This window comes from Bauldia sp., from assembly GCF_020442045.1.
Lineage (GTDB): Bacteria > Pseudomonadota > Alphaproteobacteria > Rhizobiales > Kaistiaceae > Bauldia.
This window is the reverse complement of record NZ_JAGRLA010000126.1, coordinates 14,779-32,563: the sequence shown is the minus strand read 5'-3', so window position 1 is coordinate 32,563 and position 17,785 is coordinate 14,779. Positions and strand designations below refer to the sequence as shown.

At 64.3% G+C, this 17,785-nt stretch carries 16 protein-coding genes; 7 read left to right on the top strand and 9 right to left on the bottom strand.

Annotated features, from left to right (window positions below):
* Positions 1–90 precede the first annotated feature (90 nt).
* Positions 91–1,554 carry an NAD-dependent succinate-semialdehyde dehydrogenase gene (locus tag KDJ86_RS14350; RefSeq protein WP_291747119.1) on the top strand — a complete coding sequence of 488 codons (1,464 nt, stop codon included), beginning with the start codon at positions 91–93 and terminating at the stop codon, positions 1,552–1,554.
* Positions 1,555–1,828: 274 nt separating this feature from the next.
* On the opposite strand, the gene KDJ86_RS14345 is transcribed toward KDJ86_RS14350, so the two are convergent.
* The 8 genes from KDJ86_RS14345 to KDJ86_RS14310 all read right to left on the bottom strand — a co-directional run bounded on the left by KDJ86_RS14345 (position 1,829) and on the right by KDJ86_RS14310 (position 11,521).
* The gene (locus KDJ86_RS14345) at positions 1,829–3,391 is read right to left on the bottom strand and encodes a CYTH and CHAD domain-containing protein (protein WP_291747115.1); all 1,563 of its coding nucleotides are present in this window, start codon (positions 3,389–3,391) and stop codon (positions 1,829–1,831) included.
* A 189-nt stretch (positions 3,392–3,580) separates the two neighbouring features.
* Positions 3,581–4,765 carry an iron-containing alcohol dehydrogenase gene (locus tag KDJ86_RS14340; RefSeq protein WP_291747113.1) on the bottom strand — a complete coding sequence of 395 codons (1,185 nt, stop codon included), beginning with the start codon at positions 4,763–4,765 and terminating at the stop codon, positions 3,581–3,583.
* A gap of 50 nt (positions 4,766–4,815) precedes the next feature.
* Complete coding sequence (locus KDJ86_RS14335; protein ID WP_291747111.1) at positions 4,816–6,216, bottom strand: aldehyde dehydrogenase family protein; 1,401 nt, start codon at positions 6,214–6,216, stop codon at positions 4,816–4,818.
* A 22-nt stretch (positions 6,217–6,238) separates the two neighbouring features.
* On the bottom strand, positions 6,239–7,609 hold the full coding sequence (locus tag KDJ86_RS14330; protein ID WP_291747109.1) for a glutamine synthetase family protein: 1,371 nt from the start codon (positions 7,607–7,609) through the stop codon (positions 6,239–6,241).
* Positions 7,610–7,695: 86 nt separating this feature from the next.
* Positions 7,696–8,730, bottom strand: a complete 1,035-nt coding sequence (locus tag KDJ86_RS14325) for a TRAP transporter substrate-binding protein (RefSeq protein ID WP_291747107.1) — start codon at positions 8,728–8,730, stop codon at positions 7,696–7,698.
* A 46-nt stretch (positions 8,731–8,776) separates the two neighbouring features.
* Complete coding sequence (locus KDJ86_RS14320) at positions 8,777–10,120, bottom strand: TRAP transporter large permease (protein WP_291747104.1); 1,344 nt, start codon at positions 10,118–10,120, stop codon at positions 8,777–8,779.
* Entirely contained in the window at positions 10,121–10,627 is a 507-nt protein-coding gene (locus tag KDJ86_RS14315) for a TRAP transporter small permease subunit (protein WP_291747101.1), read from the bottom strand. It lies immediately after the preceding gene.
* A 120-nt stretch (positions 10,628–10,747) separates the two neighbouring features.
* A complete protein-coding gene (locus KDJ86_RS14310; RefSeq protein WP_291747097.1) occupies positions 10,748–11,521 on the bottom strand; it encodes an N-formylglutamate amidohydrolase in 774 nt (257 codons plus the stop codon).
* 54 nt (positions 11,522–11,575) lie between these two features.
* Between KDJ86_RS14310 and KDJ86_RS14305 the strand changes: the two genes are divergently transcribed.
* The 6 genes from KDJ86_RS14305 (at position 11,576) to KDJ86_RS14280 (ending at position 16,650) form a co-directional block, all read left to right on the top strand.
* Positions 11,576–12,559, top strand: coding sequence for a MurR/RpiR family transcriptional regulator (locus tag KDJ86_RS14305; protein ID WP_291747095.1), 984 nt, complete (start codon positions 11,576–11,578; stop codon positions 12,557–12,559).
* A 57-nt stretch (positions 12,560–12,616) separates the two neighbouring features.
* Positions 12,617–12,934 carry a Dabb family protein gene (locus KDJ86_RS14300; RefSeq protein WP_291747093.1) on the top strand — a complete coding sequence of 106 codons (318 nt, stop codon included), beginning with the start codon at positions 12,617–12,619 and terminating at the stop codon, positions 12,932–12,934.
* Positions 12,935–13,101: 167 nt separating this feature from the next.
* Positions 13,102–14,004 (top strand): metal ABC transporter substrate-binding protein, encoded by a 903-nt coding sequence (locus KDJ86_RS14295; RefSeq protein ID WP_291747091.1) that lies wholly within the window; start codon positions 13,102–13,104, stop codon positions 14,002–14,004.
* A complete protein-coding gene (locus tag KDJ86_RS14290) occupies positions 14,001–14,909 on the top strand; it encodes a manganese/iron ABC transporter ATP-binding protein (protein ID WP_291747088.1) in 909 nt (302 codons plus the stop codon). The genes KDJ86_RS14295 and KDJ86_RS14290 overlap by 4 nt, the downstream gene beginning before the upstream one ends.
* The gene (locus tag KDJ86_RS14285; RefSeq protein WP_291747085.1) at positions 14,906–15,766 is read left to right on the top strand and encodes a metal ABC transporter permease; all 861 of its coding nucleotides are present in this window, start codon (positions 14,906–14,908) and stop codon (positions 15,764–15,766) included. The genes KDJ86_RS14290 and KDJ86_RS14285 overlap by 4 nt, the downstream gene beginning before the upstream one ends.
* Positions 15,763–16,650: a metal ABC transporter permease gene (locus tag KDJ86_RS14280; RefSeq protein ID WP_521085295.1), complete on the top strand. Its 888-nt coding sequence runs from the start codon at positions 15,763–15,765 to the stop codon at positions 16,648–16,650. Before KDJ86_RS14285 ends, KDJ86_RS14280 begins: the two co-directional genes overlap by 4 nt.
* Before the next feature lie 12 nt (positions 16,651–16,662).
* On the opposite strand, the gene KDJ86_RS14275 is transcribed toward KDJ86_RS14280, so the two are convergent.
* Positions 16,663–17,694 carry a helix-turn-helix domain-containing protein gene (locus KDJ86_RS14275; RefSeq protein ID WP_291747082.1) on the bottom strand — a complete coding sequence of 344 codons (1,032 nt, stop codon included), beginning with the start codon at positions 17,692–17,694 and terminating at the stop codon, positions 16,663–16,665.
* Positions 17,695–17,785: the final 91 nt, after the last annotated feature.

Here is a 17,785-nt window from a genome sequence, read left to right as displayed (position 1 = left end):
CGGCGGCGGACGTTCTCGAGGACATGGTCATGCCGAACGTCGACCGCATAGCCGATCGCATTCGTGAATCGTTGGAAAGATGAGATCGCCATGACTGTTTCGAACTACGACAACCTGCTCGCCGACGTTCCGACCGACCTCTATATCGGCGGCAGCTGGCGTCCCGCCTCGGACGGCGCGCGCATGGACGTGATCGATCCTGCGACCGAAGAGACGATAGCGTCGGTCGCCAGCGCATCCGTCGACGATGCCATGGCCGCGCTCGATGCCGCAGAAGGCGCGGCGGTGGAGTGGGGAGCCCGCAAGCCGCGCGAGCGGGGCGAAATCCTGCGCAAGGCGTTTGAGCTGATCATGGCCGAGAGCGAGCGTTTTGCCCGGTTGATCACGGTCGAGAACGGCAAGGCGTTGCCGGATTCCCGCGGCGAGGTGGCTTATGCGGCTGAATTCTTTCGCTGGTATGCGGAGGAGGCGGTGCGTGGCATCGGCGAGATATCGATGGCGCCGTCCTCCGGCGCCCGTATCGTTGTCCAGCACAAGCCGGCCGGCATCGGCGTCCTTGTGACGCCATGGAACTTTCCCGCCGCCATGGCGACCCGCAAGATCGGCCCGGCGCTTGCCGCCGGCTGTCCCGTCGTCCTGAAGCCGGCCTCCGAGACGCCGCTCACTGCCCTCGCACTGGCACCGATTTTCGAAGAGGCCGGAGTGCCGCCCGGTATCGTCAACATCCTGCCCTCGCGGCGCTCGGGAGCGGTGGTCGGGTCCATGCTCTCCGATCTCCGCGTCCGGGTCATCTCCTTCACCGGTTCCACCGAGGTGGGACGGAAGCTGCTCCACGCCGCCGCCGACAACATCGTCCGGCCGGTGATGGAGCTTGGCGGGAATGCGCCCTTCATTGTCTTCGAGGACGCCGATGTCGACGCCGCGGTCGAAGGCGCGATGGTTGCCAAGATGCGCAACATGGGCGAGGCCTGCACCGCGGCGAACCGCTTCTATGTGCATGAATCGGTGCACGAGGCCTTTGCCACGAAGTTCGCGGAGAGGATGAAGGGCCTGGCGCTCGGCCATGGTCTCGACGATGGCGTCGCCGTCGGGCCGCTGGTCAATGCCGAGACCCGCGACAAGGTCGTCTCGCTGGTGTCCGACGCAGTCGGCAAGGGAGCCAGGGTCCTTACCGGCGGGGCCGCCGTCGACGGCAAGGGCTTCTTCTACCCCGCGACCGTGCTTACCGGTGTCACCGACGACGCCCAGCTTCTCAGGGATGAAATCTTCGGGCCGGTCGCCGCGATCCAGACATTCCGCGACGAGGCGGAGATCATTGCCCGTGCCAATGCGACGGAATACGGGCTCGTCGCCTACGTCTATACCGGCGACCTCTCACGCGGCATGCGCGTCTCGGAGAAGCTCGACTTCGGCATGGTCGGCCTCAACCGCGGCCTGGTTTCGGATCCCGCGGCGCCGTTCGGCGGCATGAAGCAGAGCGGCATCGGCCGCGAAGGCGCGCATGAAGGAATCATGGAGTTCCTGGAAACCCAGTACGTGTCGGTAACTTGGTAACCGGTGCGCAGCGAAACAGCGTGAAGTCGGCGGCTTGCACCGTGATGCGGTCGAGACGCCGGAAGGCGGCGTTGCCTTCGTCGACGCTGGTCGAAAACCCGCTTCGGATGGTGATCTGACGTCGCCCGGCAAACGGCACGGGAGCTGCGCCGCGCCGATCACCACGTCAACGGTCTGATCGCCCAACCGCGTCGCGGCGGGTCGTTTACTTCGGCGGTTACCGAGATCGGAAGAATGGAATCCCGCTGGCAGCGGGATAGGCCCGGCGCGTGGCCTACCTGGCCGCTCGTGTCCAGAAAGGACCGGCTCTACGGAAGCGCCGCCAATCGGTCTTGGCCTGGCCCCAGCCAAGATCCGCCCGTGCCTGGTTGGCGCCCATTACCCAGCCGATGGCCCGAGCCAAAGCTGCTTCGTCGCCTCCGAGAAGCCCGCCGCCTCCGAGGATCTCCCTGGTCATGGCTACGTCGTTCAGCGAACCGAGGGCATTCTGGAGCTTGCGCGACCGCTTGCGGAATGGATCGATACGGCGCGCATCGAAAAGTGGCGCCAGGAACTCGACGGCGTAGCGGAGCTTTTTCACTTCCTTACGGAATTCGTGCCGCCTGGCGAGATCCAGACCATCGATGCCGCGGGCATGCCTCTTCAGCTTCGCCCATCTGTGCGAGAGGATATCGGCCGCAACCGATGTGATCGGCGCCGCGAGGCGTTCGCTCTGGCCGAAGTCCTCCGGCACGAGCCAGCCCCGTGTCTCGACGAAGGCGGCGAGATCGATGACGAAGGTCTGCGCCGGCCGCCCGACGAGGCACGCCCGCAAGCCGGAGCGTGTCTCCTCCGAGTGCCGCGCAAGGGCCGTCTTGAGTAACGGGAGGCTTGGTTCTTCGGGATGCGCGTCAGCCTCGCGCAGCACGATGTCGTGGACCAGGACGTCCAGATCCCGGAGAAACCCGACCTCTCCCCCAATCCAGCGCGCCTCCCTCCCGAGGCGTTCCATCTCCGGACTTTGCATGACCTGTCCGAACATGTTGAAGGCGCTTCGCAGCCGCCGAAGGCCGATGCGCAGCTGGTGGGGGCCCTCCGGATCGTCCGACGCGGCGATCACGTTCATGTTCGTGGCGATCTGGTCGAAGCATTCGCGAAAGATGTCGCGGGCGGCGCGTTCGACGGTCATGGTCGCGTCGATGGGTACCGGTTTTGCGGGCCGCGGCACCAGCGGCGGGGTGACCCGGCCCTGTTCGGCCAACAGCTGGGCGCGAGCAAGCTTGGACATCCCCGAAAACCGGATCCCGCCTTCCGGAAAGAGGATGTGGGCGATGTCGAAAAGCCCCTTGGTGCTGCCGGCTTTCAGCTCGATTTCCGCTTCTCCGATCTCCGCCGATTGGTCGCCGACCCTGATGTCGCCGGCGTCAATGGCGATCTCCGCGCGGGTGCCGTCGGCGAGTTCGACATCCGTCGTCGTGCGCCGGATCAGGGATTCGCAATACGGTTCCAGTGGCGAGCCGTTCACCTGCTGTTCGACGATCGAGCGGATCTTCGGCTCGGGGATGGCGTCTACATGCGGTCGGTCGCCCGGTACCGGGACCTCGATCTCGTCAACGGTCGTCAGGCCGGCGCCATTGCTCCGGCCGCTCTTGACCGCCTGAAGCCATCGGCGCCCTTCTCGCCGGACCCTCAGCGAAAGGCCAGCCTCCTGGAGCTGCTGCTCCGGCGTGTCGAAATATGTGCTCCTGATTGTCCTCGTCGTTGACCGGCCTCGAGCCAGACCCGAGGATTTCACGCGGGCTTTCAGCCTTCGCGCGTCGTCCTTGCTGATCAGGAATTTCAGCTCGATCTCGGGCATATGTGAAGCTTCCGTGACGGCGAGCCTTCAAACTATAGGAACCGGGCTTTCCAGCGCAAAGATTTTCCGCCGGACATCCTTTCGACATGCCCGCTCGTGCCGCCTCGGCCAGGGAAACCACGCGTGGTCGCGGCCGTTTCGCGGCTGGCCCCGAATACCGGCGCGCGAAACGCCCGCTGCCCCATCCACCTAGCCGGAGTCGCCCAACTTCCCTTCGAGGGCGGTCCGGAAGATGTGTTCCGCCGCTTCCCTGGTGAGCGGCACGGGGTTACCGCCGGCGGTCGGGTCGACAATCGCCATCTCCGCGATGGTCGCGGCCTGCGATCCGTCGATGCCGAAGGCGGCCAGCGTCGCCGGCACACCGATCCGCGTTCGGAGCTCGACAATGGCCGTTAGGAAGCCATCGAAGCCACCGGCAATGCCGAGATAGGCGGCGAGCCGGTCGATGCGGGCTTCGATCGCCGGCCGGTTGAAAGCGAGCACATAAGGCATGAAGACCGCGTTGGTCATGCCATGATGGGTGTTGTAGAGGGCGCCGACCGGATGCGAGAGCGAGTGGATGGCGCCGAGCCCCTTCTGGAAGGCTGCGGCGCCCATTGCCGCAGCGCTCATCATATGGGCGCGTGCCTCGATATCACCGCCGTCGGCATAGGCCTTGGGCAGGTTCTCGAAAACCAGCCGCATGCCCTCCACCGCGATGCCGTCGGCCATCGGGTGATAGCCCGGAGAGCAATAGGCCTCGAGGCAATGGGCAAGGGCATCCATTCCGGTGCCGGCGGTGATTGCCGGCGGCATGCCGATGGTGAGCTCCGGGTCGCAAATGACGACCTTCGGCATCATGCCGGGATGAAAGATGACCTTCTTGGTATGGGTCGCCACGTCGGTGGTCACGCCGGCGCGGCCGACTTCCGAGCCGGTGCCGGCGGTGGTCGGTACGGCAACCACCGGCAGGATGCCGGCCGGGTCGGCGCGTGTCCACCAGTCACCGATATCCTCGAAGTCCCAGATCGGCCGCCTCTGCCCGGCCATGAAGGCAATCAATTTGCCGGTATCGAGCCCGGAACCACCGCCAAAGGCGACCACGCCGTCATACCCGCCGGCGCGCAACGCCGCGACGCCGTCGATGACATTCTGCTCGACGGGATTGGGCTGGACATCGGCATAGAGGCCGGGCGACAGGCCGGCATCTTCCAGGATCGCCAGCGTCTTTTTCGTGATGTCGAGCGTGGCGAGGCCGGCGTCGGTGACCAGCAGCGGCTTCGTGATCCCGGCGGCGGCGCAGGCGGCCGGCAATTCGGCGATGCGTCCCGGTCCGAATCGGATCGCGGTCGGGTAGCTCCAGTTGGCAACAAGGTCAGGACGCGGGTCGCCCATGCCGACTCCTTCGGGGCTGATTCATGTTGGGTTATTCTGATCGACGTGGGTCAGCCGGTACCGGTTCTGAGATGGAAGCTCTTCGGCCGGGTCAGGTGTTCGTATCCAACCTTCGACAGGGTGACGCCACGACCGGTCTGCTTGACGCCGACCCAGGCAAGCGCCGGATCGAGATAGTCGGCGCGGTTCATGAAGATCGTGCCGGTCTGAATCTTGTCGCCGATGCGTTCGGCCGCCTCGACATCCTCGGTCCAGATCGCCGCGGTGAGGCCGAAGGGGGAATCGTTCATCAGGGTGATCGCTTCCTCGTCCGATCTCACCTTCATGATGCCGTGCGCCGGCCCGAATGTCTCCTCGGTCATGATCCGCATCGAATGGTCGACATCGAGCAGCACCTGCGGCGCCACATAGGGGGTGCCGGGTGCCGCCGCGGCGAAACCGGCAGGGTCGACCAGTGGCTTGGCACCGGCGCGGATCGCTTCGGCCACCTGATCGCGGACGAAATCCGCTGCCGCCGTCCGCACCACCGGGCCGAGTGTCGTATCGCGGTCATTCGAAGGCCCCAGCTTGTATGCCTCGACGGTTGCCTTCACCCCTTCGACAAAATCGTCATAGACCGCCTCGTGCACATAGATGCGTTCCAGGGCACAGCAGGATTGGCCGGAATTGAAGAATCCGGCGTCGACGACGTTCTCGATGGCGAAGGGCAGATTGACGTCGGGCCGGATATAGGCCGGGTCCTTGCCACCGAGTTCCAGGCAGGTGGCCGGAAAGTTCGGTGCCGCTGCAACCGCCGCCATGACCGCACGGCCGCCGGCGACCGAACCAGTGAATCCGACCTGGTCGACCAGGCCGGAGGCGATGGCCCTGGCCGTCGCGGCGTGGGTCATGTGGAGGTACTGGAAGACGCCATCGGGCAGGCCGGCCCTGGCGAAACAGTCGGCGAAGTGCTCCGCGGTCAGCGCCGTCTGGCTGGAATGCTTCATCACCACCGTATTGCCGGCGATGATCGCCGGCAGCACCGCATTGAGTGCGGTCATATAGGGAAAGTTCCAGGCCGGCAGATTGAGGATGACCCCGAGCGGCTCGCGGTGAATGTAGCGAGCAAAGCCCTCCTTGGGGCCCACGTCGATGTCGGCCAGCGTCTCGGGCGCGATCTCGGTCATGTAACGGGCGCGTTCCTCGAAACCGGCAACTTCGCCCGCTCCGTAGCGGATCGGACGGCCCATTTGCCAGGCGAGCAGCTCCGCCACACGGTCCTTGTCGGCAACCATCGCATCGGTAAAGGCGGAGGCGATCCGGCAGCGCTCGGTGATCGGCACGCTTCGCCATTCCGCCTGGACGGCGCGCGCGTTCTCGAGCGTCGCCTGGATCGTGGTGTCGTCGGCGAGCGGCCGCTCGGCATAGAGCGAGCCGTCGATCGGGGAGATGATCTTCAGGGTCTCGGTCATCTGATCACTGCCGTCGTTGACCTCAATACTGCTCGAAGCCGCGCTTCAGTTCCCAGTCGGTGACGCGGCGGTCGTATTCGAACTGCTCCCATTCGGCGGTATGGACATAATGGTCGATAACCTCGTCGCCCAGCGCCGCGCGCAGCATCTTCGACTTCGCCATCAGCACGGTCGCTTCCCGCAATGTCTTGGGCACCTCGCGGAGCCGCTTGCCCCGATAGGCGTCGCCAGCGAAGGGCGCCTCCAGCTCAAGGCTCTCGTCGATGCCGGCGAGCCCGGCCGCGATCAAAGCGGCGATGGCGAGGTAGGGATTCAGGTCGGCGCCGCCGATCCGGCATTCGGTGCGGATCGATTTTGAATTCTCGCCGACCAGACGGAAGCCGGCGGTGCGGTTGTCGCGGCTCCAGATCGCCTTGGTCGGCGCGAAAGTCCCCGCCTGGAAGCGCTTGTAGGAGTTGACGTAAGGCGCGAGGAACCAGGTGATCTCGCGGGCATATTTCAGATGGCCGGCCATGAAATGGCGCATCAGCGCCGACATGCCGAATTCGGCGCCGGCATCCGGGAAGAGCGGCTTCTTGCCCGCCTTGTCCCAGAGCGAGGCGTGGATGTGGCTGGACGAGCCGGCCAGCGCATAATCCCATTTGGCCATGAAGGTGACCGCCTTGCCCTTGCCGGAGGCGATCTCCTTGATGCCGTTCTTGAGGATGGCATGGCGGTCGGCCATGGCCAGCGCATCCGCATAGCGGATGTTGATCTCTTCCTGGCCCGGACCCCACTCGCCCTTCGAGCTTTCGACCGGAATGCCGGCGCCCTCCAGCCCGAGGCGGACCGCCCGCATGACATCCTCCTCCTTGGTGGTCTGGAGGATGTGATAATCCTGGATGTAGTTGCCGGAGGTGACGAGATCGGCGTAGCGCTTCCTGCGGATCGTCTCGTAGTCCTCGTCGAAGAGATAGAATTCGAGCTCGGTGGCGACGAAGGCCGACATGTTGCGGTCGGCGAGCCGGGCGATCTGTTTCTTGAGGATCGCGCGCGGGCTGTGGGCGAGGTCCTCGTGATGGTGATGGTCGAGGACGTCGCAGAGGAGCAACGCCGTTCCCTCGAGCCACGGTACCCGGCGCAGAGTTGCGAGATCCGGCCTCAGAACGAAATCGCCGTAGCCCTTCTCCCAGCTCGCCGCCGCGTAGCCGGGCACCGGCTCCATGTCGATGTCGTCGGCGAGGAGATAGTCGCAGCCGTGGGTTTCGGCATGGGCTTCGTTGACGAAATAGCTTGCCTGGAAGCGCTTGCCGATCAGCCGCCCCTGCATGTCGACCATGCAGGCGAGGACCGTGTCGATCTCTCCGGCAGCGACTGACTTCTTGAGTTCGGCGAGTGTCAGGGTATCAGCCATCGGGTCGGGGGCGTCCATGTCACCTGGTCGATCGGTGCCGGGGGAGCCGAGGCCCCCCCGAGCCTTTCCTTATCGTGTCGAGGCGATTAGCCGTAGCGATAGGGCTTGCCGGCCTTGACCATCGTCTCGTTGTAGTCGCGGAAGATCTTGACGACCTTCGCCTTAAGCTCGCTCTCGGCCGCGATCTCGTCCCAGAACTTGTGGGCTTCGTCCTCGACGGTCGCCCACTCCTCCTCGGGGATCGTCGTCGTCTTGAGCTTGTTCTCGTTGACGCGGAGATATGCCTCGCCGTTCCAGTACCAGTGCTGGCGATGGTAGTGGGACGAGTTGAAGCAGACCTCCATCAGCGTCTTCAGGTGGTCCGGAACCTCGTTCCAGCGATCCATGTTGGCGAAGAAGTGACCGATCCAGGCGCCCGAGATATTGTTGGTCAGGAAGTACTCGGTCACGTTCGCCCAGCCCGAGGTGTAGTCCTCGGTGATGCCCGACCAGGCAATGCCGTCGAGCTCGCCGGTCTGCAGCGCCACTTCCGCATCCTCCCAGGGCAGGGTCACCGGCACGACGCCGAAGCGCGACAGGAAGCGCCCGGCGGTCGGGAAGGTGAAGATGCGCAGGCCCTCGAGGTCCTTCAGCGACTTGATCGGCTTGTGGGTGGCGAAGTTGCACGGGTCCCACGATCCCGCGGAGATATGCTTGACGCCGACCTTGGCATATTCCTCCTTCCAGATCTCGTCGAGGCCCCAGTTGTTGAACAGGGCCGGTACATCGAGGGAGTAGCGCAGCGCCAGCGGGAAGTAGCCGCCGAACACCGTCACCTCGGTCGGCGAGGCCATTGAGTCGTCGTCCGACTGGACTGCGTCGATCGTGCCCTTCTGCATGGCCCGGAACAATTCGCCGGTGGGAACGAGCTGATCGGCGTAGAAAAGCTCGATCTCCATCTGGCCCTGCGCAATCTCGTTGAACTGCTTCACGCAGGTGTCGACGACCTCAACCGCCAGTGCCGGGCCGGCATAGGTCTGCATGCGCCATTTGATCGGCGCCTGCGCCAGGACGGCGGGAGCAGCGAGCGTGGCCGGAATCGCGGCCGCGCCGGTGGCGAGGAACTTGCGTCTTGTCGTCATCACGTCTCTCCTTGCTGGTTGGGCGGCCCGTTAGCCGCGGTTCTACTCATCTTGCGTTGATGTGCTGCGGCAGCCACAGCGCAAGCTCGGGAAAGGCAAGCACCAGGATCAACGCCAGGATCATCACGCCGACGAAGGGCACGATGGACCGGTAAATATCGATGATATTGATCTCCGGCGGTGCCATGGCCCGCATCAGGAAGAGGTTGTAGCCGAAGGGAGGGGTCATGTAGGCGACCTGGCAGGTGATCGTGTAGAGGACGCCGTACCAGATCAGGACGTATTGTCGGTCGATCCCGAGATCGAGCGTGGCGACCAGGGGCACGTAGAGCGGCGCCACGATGACCAGCATTGCGGTGTCGTCGAGGAACGTGCCCATGATCAGGTAGCTGAGCTGCATCAGGATCAGGATCATCCATGGGCTGAGTCCGAGCTTGTCGATGAAGAAGCCCTCGATCGCCTTCACGGCGCCCAGCCCGTCAAAGACCGAGCCGAAGGCGAGCGCCGCCAGGATGATCCACATGAACATGCAGGAGACGGCGAGAGTCTCTCGGGTGCATGTCTCGAACACCTGTCGGGTAAACCGCCTCTTGATCAGCGCCGCGGCGACCGACGCGAGCGCCCCGACCACCGACGCTTCGACCAGCGATGTGTAGCCGGTCACGAACGGCACCATCATGACCAGGAAGATCACCAGCGGGAGAATGCCCGCCGAGAGCAGCCTGATCTTCTCGGCGCGCGAAATCTGCGCCCGGTCCCGCGGGTCCAGCGGCGGACCGAGCTCGGGATTCAGCTTGCAGCGGATCCAGATATACACGATGAACATCCCCGCCATCATCAGCCCGGGGACCACACCGGCCAGCCAGAGCAGGCTCACCGGCTGGCGTGCGATCATCGCGTAAAGAACGAGGACGACGGATGGCGGGATCAGAATGCCAAGCGACGATCCCGCCTGGATCACGCCCGTCACCATACGCTTGTCGTAGCGGCGCTTGAGGAGTTCGGGGAGCGCGATGGTGGCGCCGATCGCCATGCCCGCCACCGAAAGCCCGTTCATCGCCGAAATGACGACCATCAGGAAGATGGTGCCAATGGCGAGGCCACCGGGTACCGGCCCGAACCAGACGTGGAACATCCGGTAGAGGTCGTCGGCGAGCCGGCTTTCGCTGAGCACGTAGCCCATGAAGATGAACATCGGCAGCGTCAGCAGCGGATACCATTTCATCAGCTTCATGGCCGCCGCGAAGCCGAGATCGGATCCACCCACGCCCCAGAGCAGCACCGAGGCCGCCACGGCGACGAAGCCGATGGCGCCGAAGACGCGCTGTCCGGTCGCCATCATCACCATCATCGTGGTGAACATGAGGATGGCGATCATGTCGTAGGACATTCAGATCTCCTCCCCGCGGATCTTCGCCACGTCGCGGAAGAAGAAGGCGATGGCCTGCAGCAGCATCAGGAACACGGCTACACACATCACGATCTTGATTGGCCACAGGTAGGGCCGCCAGGCAGTGGCGCTGCGTTCGCCATATTCGAGCGAATACATGGTCGACTCGACCGCGCCGTAGAGAAGGACACAGAGATAGAAGAGGAGAGCGAAGACCGAGAAGGCGTCGACCCAGGCGCGGGTTTGAGGCGACCAGCGATGGTAGAGGAGATCCATCCGTACGTTCGAATCGAGCTGCAGCGAATAGGGGCCGCCGAGCATGTAGTAGGCGACCATGACGAACTGGGCCGTCTCCAGCGTCCAGATCGATGGCCACGGGGTGATCTTCGAGACGGTTGACCAGATCAGGACCGCCATCATCACGTAGAGGAGATACATGGTGATCCGGCCGACGCGGTAGTTCACCGCCTCGACAAAGCGAACATAGGCCCTTATCGGTCGAGGCATTGTTCCGCCTCCGGCCCGTTTCGGATCGCTGGTCTCGTCTCGAAGGTCATGTCCTGCGCGCGCCTGAGGCGCCCCCGTTTCGCTGTGCCGGCCTTCCGTTCGTCTCCTGGCAAGAATCGTTCACGCCGCTGCATTCCCCGATTCCCGCACCTCCGGCGCGATCGCCTCGAATATCTTCGACAGTCGATCGCCCCATCCGCGTTGCGCCGCCGGGGTGGCGACCTCGTCGTTCCGGATCTCGATCATCACGGCTGGCAGTCGGCCGCCGCCACTGTGGCGTTCCATTGTGTAGTAGACGCGGTCGGCCGGCGAATATGGCTTGTTGATTCCGACCGTGAGCGCGGCATCGGCGGTCAGTCTGCCGATCAGCGGCGACGACAAACGTAGGTCCTCGTCGAACACGACCCCAATCTGCCAGGGGCGCTGCTCGCCGTAAAATATCGGGGTGAAGGAATGGATGGCGATGAGCGCGGTTGCCGTCCCCGCAGCGAGGCGCCGATCGATCACCGCTTCGATCGCCGCGTGATACGGCGCGTGGACCGTTTGTATCCGACGGGCGCGGCCGGCCTCGGTGAGATTGAGGTTCCCCGGAACCGGACGTCCGTCACCTTCCTGAACGATCAGGTCGGGAGCGGAAGGATCACGGTTGCAGTCGACAACCAGCCGCGAGACCTTCGGCCAGATGAGAGGCGCGTCGAGATCGGCCGACATCCGTCGAGCGACGCCGAGGGCCCCCGGATCCCAGGCGATATGTGTTTCCAGTGCATCCGGGGGGAGCCCCAGCGAGCCGTAGTCTCTCGGCACCGTGTTCGATGCGTGGTCGCACAGGACCACGAAGGCGCCTCCGCCGTCGGCATTCTCCACAACCACGGGACCGGTGTCCCTTTCGGCCATGCCATCGCCCCCAAAATCCAGTCGACGCCGCCTGCGTGAAAGGATCGTTACAAAGTGGCTTTTCGCGGCCACTTCTGTAACATCTCATACGGTGTCCGGCGGATTGTCAATCGCCCCGCTTCCGGACGCGGTCGAGATGGGGAAAGAATGACAGCCATCGAGATTTCCCTCGCTGAACTGATCCGCAACAGCTTGTCGGAGATGACCCGCTCGGAGCGTCGCGCCGCGCAGACGCTGCTGGCGCATTATCCCCTGCAGGGTCTCGAAACCGCCGCCCAGTTCGCGGAGAAGGCAGGGGTCAGCACGCCTTCTGTCTTGCGCTTCGTGTCGCGCATAGGCTTCGCGTCCTATCCGGATTTCCAGCGCCGATTGAAGGAGGAGGTCGAGGCTCAGCTTCGTTCGCCTCTGGCCAAGTCGGAGGTCGAACACACAGTCCGCGACCGGCAGGCGGAGCCCCATCGGGCCTTTGCCGAGGCGATCGCGGAAAATGTGCTCGCGACCTTCCGCTATCTGCCGGCCGACGAACTCGGTGCGGTCGCGTCGCTGCTCGCCGATCCGCGGCGGCCCCTCCATTGTCTCGGCGGCCGCTTCACCGATCCGCTGGCCCGTTACATGACCGCGCACCTCCGTATCATCAGGCCCAATGTCAGCCACCTCGAGGGACAGCCTGACAACTGGCGCGACCAGCTGATTGACATGAACGGCCGGGATGTCCTGTTCCTGATCGATATCCGACGCTACCAGAATGATCTCTGCGGACTTGCCGAGGCCGCGGTAAAGCGGCGCGTGACCACCGTCGTGCTGACCGACCAGTGGCTTTCGCCGGCGGCGCGTTTTGCGCGCCATGTCTTGCCCGCGCGCGTTTCGGTGCCGTCGGCGTGGGACTCCAATGCGGCTCTGCTTGGGGTCATCGAGGCGCTCATCGCGGATGTGATGACACGGCGGTGGGGGGAGAGCCGTCAACGCATGTCGGCAATCGAGGGCTTGCGTGCCCGCTCCGGACCGGACGAACCGACCGCGCCGGATGCCGGGGAATGAATAGCCTGGCTGTCCGCCGCCGGGTTCACAAACGATTTTCCTGAGTGGGGAGGCACTATGCAGAAGACAAGATTGCGGCATGTGGTGCTGTTCGGATTCAAGGACGCGACGTCGGACGAAGAGATCGATGAGATCGTTCGGCGATTTGCCGCTCTGCCGGAGGAGATTCCGGGAATCGAGGCCTTTGAATGCGGGGTCAACAACAGTCCTGAGGGCATCGACCGGGGTCATAGCCACTGCTTCATTCTGACCTTCGCGTCGGAGGCGGCGCGCGACGCCTATCTGCCGCATCCGGCGCACGAGGCGTTCGTCGCCTTCGCATCCGAATGGATTGGCAACGCTCTCGTCATCGATTACTGGGCGCAGGAGCCGTAGCGGCCACCGCCGTGGTGCCCCTTGTGCGCCCCGCTACCGGTGGGTCCGAGGGCGGGTGTCATTGAGGACATGCTGCTTCGCCCATTCTGCCAGGGCAAAATGAGAATGATTTGCAGTTGCAGACTATCTGTGTCAGATTGCGACTGGTTCGCAATTGGAAAGAGCAGATGTTTGCCAGGCTTCGCCGCCCCGTCCTTGCCGTCATCGCAGCCGGCGTCGTCTGCCTGGCCGGCCTGCCGTCCCATGCGGCCGACAAGTTCAAGGCGGTCACGACCTTCACGGTCATCGCCGACATGGCGCAGAACGTTGCCGGTGACGCGGCTGTCGTTGAATCGATCACCAAGCCCGGTGCCGAAATCCACAACTACCAGCCGACTCCGGGCGACATCCTGAAAGCGCAGGACGCGCAACTGGTCCTCTGGAATGGACTGAATCTCGAGCGCTGGTTCGAGAAGTTCTTCCGGAACCTCAGCGATGTTCCGGGCGTCGTTGTCTCCGACGGGGTCGAGCCGATGAGCATCGGCGAGGGGCCCTATACGGGCAAGCCGAACCCGCATGCCTGGATGTCGCTCGACAATGCCCTGATCTATGTCGACAACATCCGCGACGCCTTCGTCGAATATGACCCGGACAACGCCGAGACCTACCGCGCCAACGCCGAAGCCTACAAGGCCGAGCTCGTCGCCGCCGTCGGACCGATCCGCGAAGAGCTGGAGGCGATCCCCGAGGACCGCAAATGGCTCGTGACCAGCGAGGGTGCCTTCAGCTACCTGGCCCGCGATTTCGGACTGAAGGAGGTCTTCATCTGGCCGATCAACGCCGACCAGCAGGGCACGCCCCAGCAGGTCCGCAAGGTCATCGACGCGGTGCGCGAGCACGGCATTCCGGTCGTCTTCAGCGAAAGCACGGTGTCGGCAAAGCCCGCCCAGCAGATCGCTCGCGAGACGGGTGCCAAATACGGCGGCGTGCTCTACGTCGATTCGCTGAGCGAGGCCGACGGGCCGGTCCCGACCTATATCGATCTCTTGCGGGTCACTTCCGATACGATCGCCAAAGGCCTGACCGAATGAACTCAGTCACCGCGCAACATCGCGTCCTTGCAAATGCCGCCCCCGTGTCCGACGACGCGGGGGCCGGCCTGTCGGTCAGGGATGTGACCGTCACCTATCGCAATGGCCATACCGCCCTGCGGGATGCGACCTTCGAAACACCGGTCGGGACCATCACCGCTCTCGTCGGCGTTAACGGCAGCGGCAAGTCGACCCTGTTCAAGGCGATCATGGGCTTCGTCCGAACCGCCAAGGGGTCGATCTCGATCCTCGGACAGAGCGTCGACCAGGCATTGCGCAAGAATCTCGTTGCCTATGTGCCGCAGGCCGAGGAAGTCGACTGGAACTTCCCGGTCCTCGTCGAGGACGTCGTCATGATGGGCCGCTACGGCCACATGAATATGCTGCGCATCCCGGCGGCTACCGACCATCAGGCGGTCGCCGCGGCGCTTGCCCGGGTCGGCATGACCGATTACCGCAAGCGCCAGATTGGCGAATTGTCCGGTGGCCAGAAGAAGCGCGTCTTTCTTGCCCGCGCGCTGGCTCAGGACGGGCGTGTCATCCTCCTCGACGAGCCCTTTACCGGCGTCGACGTCAAGACCGAGGAGGCGATCGTCGTTCTGCTGCGCGGCCTTCGCGAGGAGGGAAGGGTGATGCTGGTCTCGACCCACAATCTCGGCAGCGTTCCCGAATTCTGCGATCGCACCGTCCTGCTCAAGAACACCGTGCTCGCCTACGGAACGACCGAAGACACCTTCACCCAGGCCAACCTCGAGAAGACTTTCGGTGGCGTGCTCCGTCATTTCGCGCTCGGCGGCGTCCAGGCTGGCGAGCCGCACCCCGTCGGCGTCATCACCGACGACGAGCGGCCGTTCGTCGTCTACGGCAACGGCGGAAGCCAGGCGCGGGAGCGGGACCGGGGATGATCGCCACCCTGCTCGAGCCCTTCACCTATCAGTACATGGTCAATGCCATGTGGGTGAGCGCGCTTGTCGGCGGGGTCTGTGCCTTTCTTTCCGCCTACCTGATGCTGAAGGGGTGGTCGCTGATCGGCGACGCCCTGTCCCATTCGATCGTCCCCGGGGTCGCCGGAGCCTACATGCTCGGCCTGCCCTTCTCGCTCGGCGCCTTCCTCGCCGGTGGCCTGGCGGCTGGCGCGATGCTGTTCCTCAACCAGCGCACCCGCCTCAAGGAGGACGCGATCATCGGCCTGATCTTCACATCCTTCTTCGGCCTCGGCCTGTTCATGGTTTCGCTGTCCCCGACATCGGTGAACATCCAGACCATCGTTCTCGGCAACATCCTGGCGATCACGCCGACCGACACATTGCAGCTCGCCATCATCGGCTTCGTCTCGCTGGGCATATTGCTGGTGAAATGGAAGGATCTCATGGTCACCTTCTTCGACGAGAATCTCGCGCGTTCGGTCGGCCTCAATCCGGCGCTGCTGCGCGTCGTCTTTTTCACCCTGCTCAGCGCCTGCACGGTCGCCGCGCTCCAGACCGTCGGAGCATTTCTGGTGATTGCCATGGTGGTGACGCCGGGAGCGACCGCCTACCTGCTCACCGACCGCTTTCCGAAGCTGATCGCAATCAGCGTCGCCGTCGGCGCCCTCACCAGCCTGGTCGGCGCCTATGCCAGCTATTACCTCGATGGTGCGACGGGCGGCATTATCGTCGTCCTCCAGACCCTGATCTTCCTGGTCGCCTTCTTTCTCGCTCCGAAGCACGGGATGCTCGCAGCGCGCCGGCGGGCCGCCGAAGCGCTGGAGGCCGGGCGGTGACCGATATCCTCGATACGCTGTGGCTGCCGTTCCGGTTTCCATTCATGCAGCAGGCGCTGCTCATTTCGGTGCTGGTCGCCGTCCCGGCGGCGCTGCTCTCCTGCTTCCTCGTGCTCAAGGGCTGGTCGCTGATGGGGGATGCCATCTCCCACGCGATCCTGCCGGGCGTCGTCCTCGCATATATTATCGGTATCCCCCTCGCCATCGGCGCCTTCGCTGCCGGCATGACCTGTGCGCTGGCCACCGGATTCCTCAAGGAGAACAGTCGGATCAAGCAGGACACGGTGATGGGCGTGGTCTTCTCCGGGATGTTCGGGCTCGGCATCGTCCTCTACACCAAGATCCAGGCGGAGGTGCACCTCGACCACATCCTGTTCGGCGACATGCTGGGCGTCGGATGGGGCGACATCCTTGAAAGCGCGGTCATCGCGGCGGTCGTCGCCGGCATCATTGTGCTCAAGTGGCGCGACCTGTTGCTGCATGCCTTCGATCCGGCGCAGGCACGGGTGATGGGGCTCCCCGTCCGGCTCCTGCATTACGGCCTGCTCGCGGTCCTTTCGCTGACGATCGTCGGGGCCCTGAAGGCGGTCGGCATCATCCTCGCGATTGCGCTGTTGATCGCGCCGGGTGCCGTCGCCTTCCTCCTGGCACGGAGCTTCGCCGCCATGCTGCGGATCGCCGTCGTCGTCGCTTTACTGGCGTCCTTCTTCGGCGTCTATCTCAGCTTCTTCATCGACAGCGCACCCGCGCCGACCATCGTGCTCCTGATGACGGTCATCTTCATCGGCGCATATGTCGTGACGATGCGCCGGACCGCCCGGGCCGAGCGCGTGACGCGCGAGATGGCCGCGCCCGACAAGGCGATGGACTCGCCGGCTCGGTAAACAGCTCGCGTCTCAGGCGGAAGGCGCCAGTTCGCGATGCCCGTGGCTGCGCCAGGCGCCGGGCGGCCGGCCGACATGTTTGGCGAAGGCCCGGTGGAAGCTCGCCTGCTCGGAGTAGCCGACGACCTGTGCTATTTCGGCGACGGACATGTCTGTTTGCGTCAACAGCTCCTGGGCGCGCGACATGCGCAAGCGAAGCAGCATGTCGCGGAAGGATGATCCTTCTGCATTGAGCCGCTCCTGGACGGTCCGCCGCGACGCGCCGAGCGCCAGGGCGATATCGTCGAGGTTGAAAGTCTGGTCGTTCAGTCGCAGCCGGACGACCTGTTCGATTGCCTCGGTCACCGTTTGCGGAAGGGTCGGGTGCAGATGCCTCACCACGTCGCCGCGGGTCATCATCCGCCACGGGTTGCGGTCGATGTCCTTGCTCGCAAACAGCCAGGATGTCGGGAACCGGATGCGAAAGGCCTCGGCGTCGCGGACGACCGGGATGCCGAACGCGTCTTCCAGATTGCGGCGGACGAAGGCGTCCGCCCCGGCAATGCCGATCTCGATCGGACTGACCTCGCCGGCATAGCTCTGGATCAGTTTTATGAGCGGGATCCCGACATGCATCGCGTGATGCCAGACGCCGCCGTCGATCGGAGAACCGTATCTCAGGATGGCATCGACGAATGTGCCGCCATTATTGACGATTAACCTGACGCTGTTGCTCTGGAGCGCCATCGTCGACGTCAGCCGGCGGAACGAATTCACCAGCTTGTCCGCGCCAAGGGCGAATTCGCCCATCGGCCCGTAGGTCGAAGCGTCCATCTTCGTCCCGAGGTGGTAGCCGAAAAGCGGGTCGCCGATCAGCCGCGAGGCCCTCTCGAAGGCGTCGGCCATCGTGTTGAACGAGACCAGATGCTGCGGCGGCAGCGTTTCCAGGGACAGGCCGAATTGCGACTGCAGGGTTTCGACGGCGCGATTGCCCTCGCGCTCTCGCAGCAGCGCCACGATAGGCCCGAAACCGGAAATCCTGGAGAAGAGGGCTTGGTTCGACATGCCGCCCTGGTTGTCCTTCCGACAGAACAGGGAGTTGTGACGGCCCCTGCATCCCCGCAGCTGCTTCCTTCCTGTCCCACGGCCGCAAAAG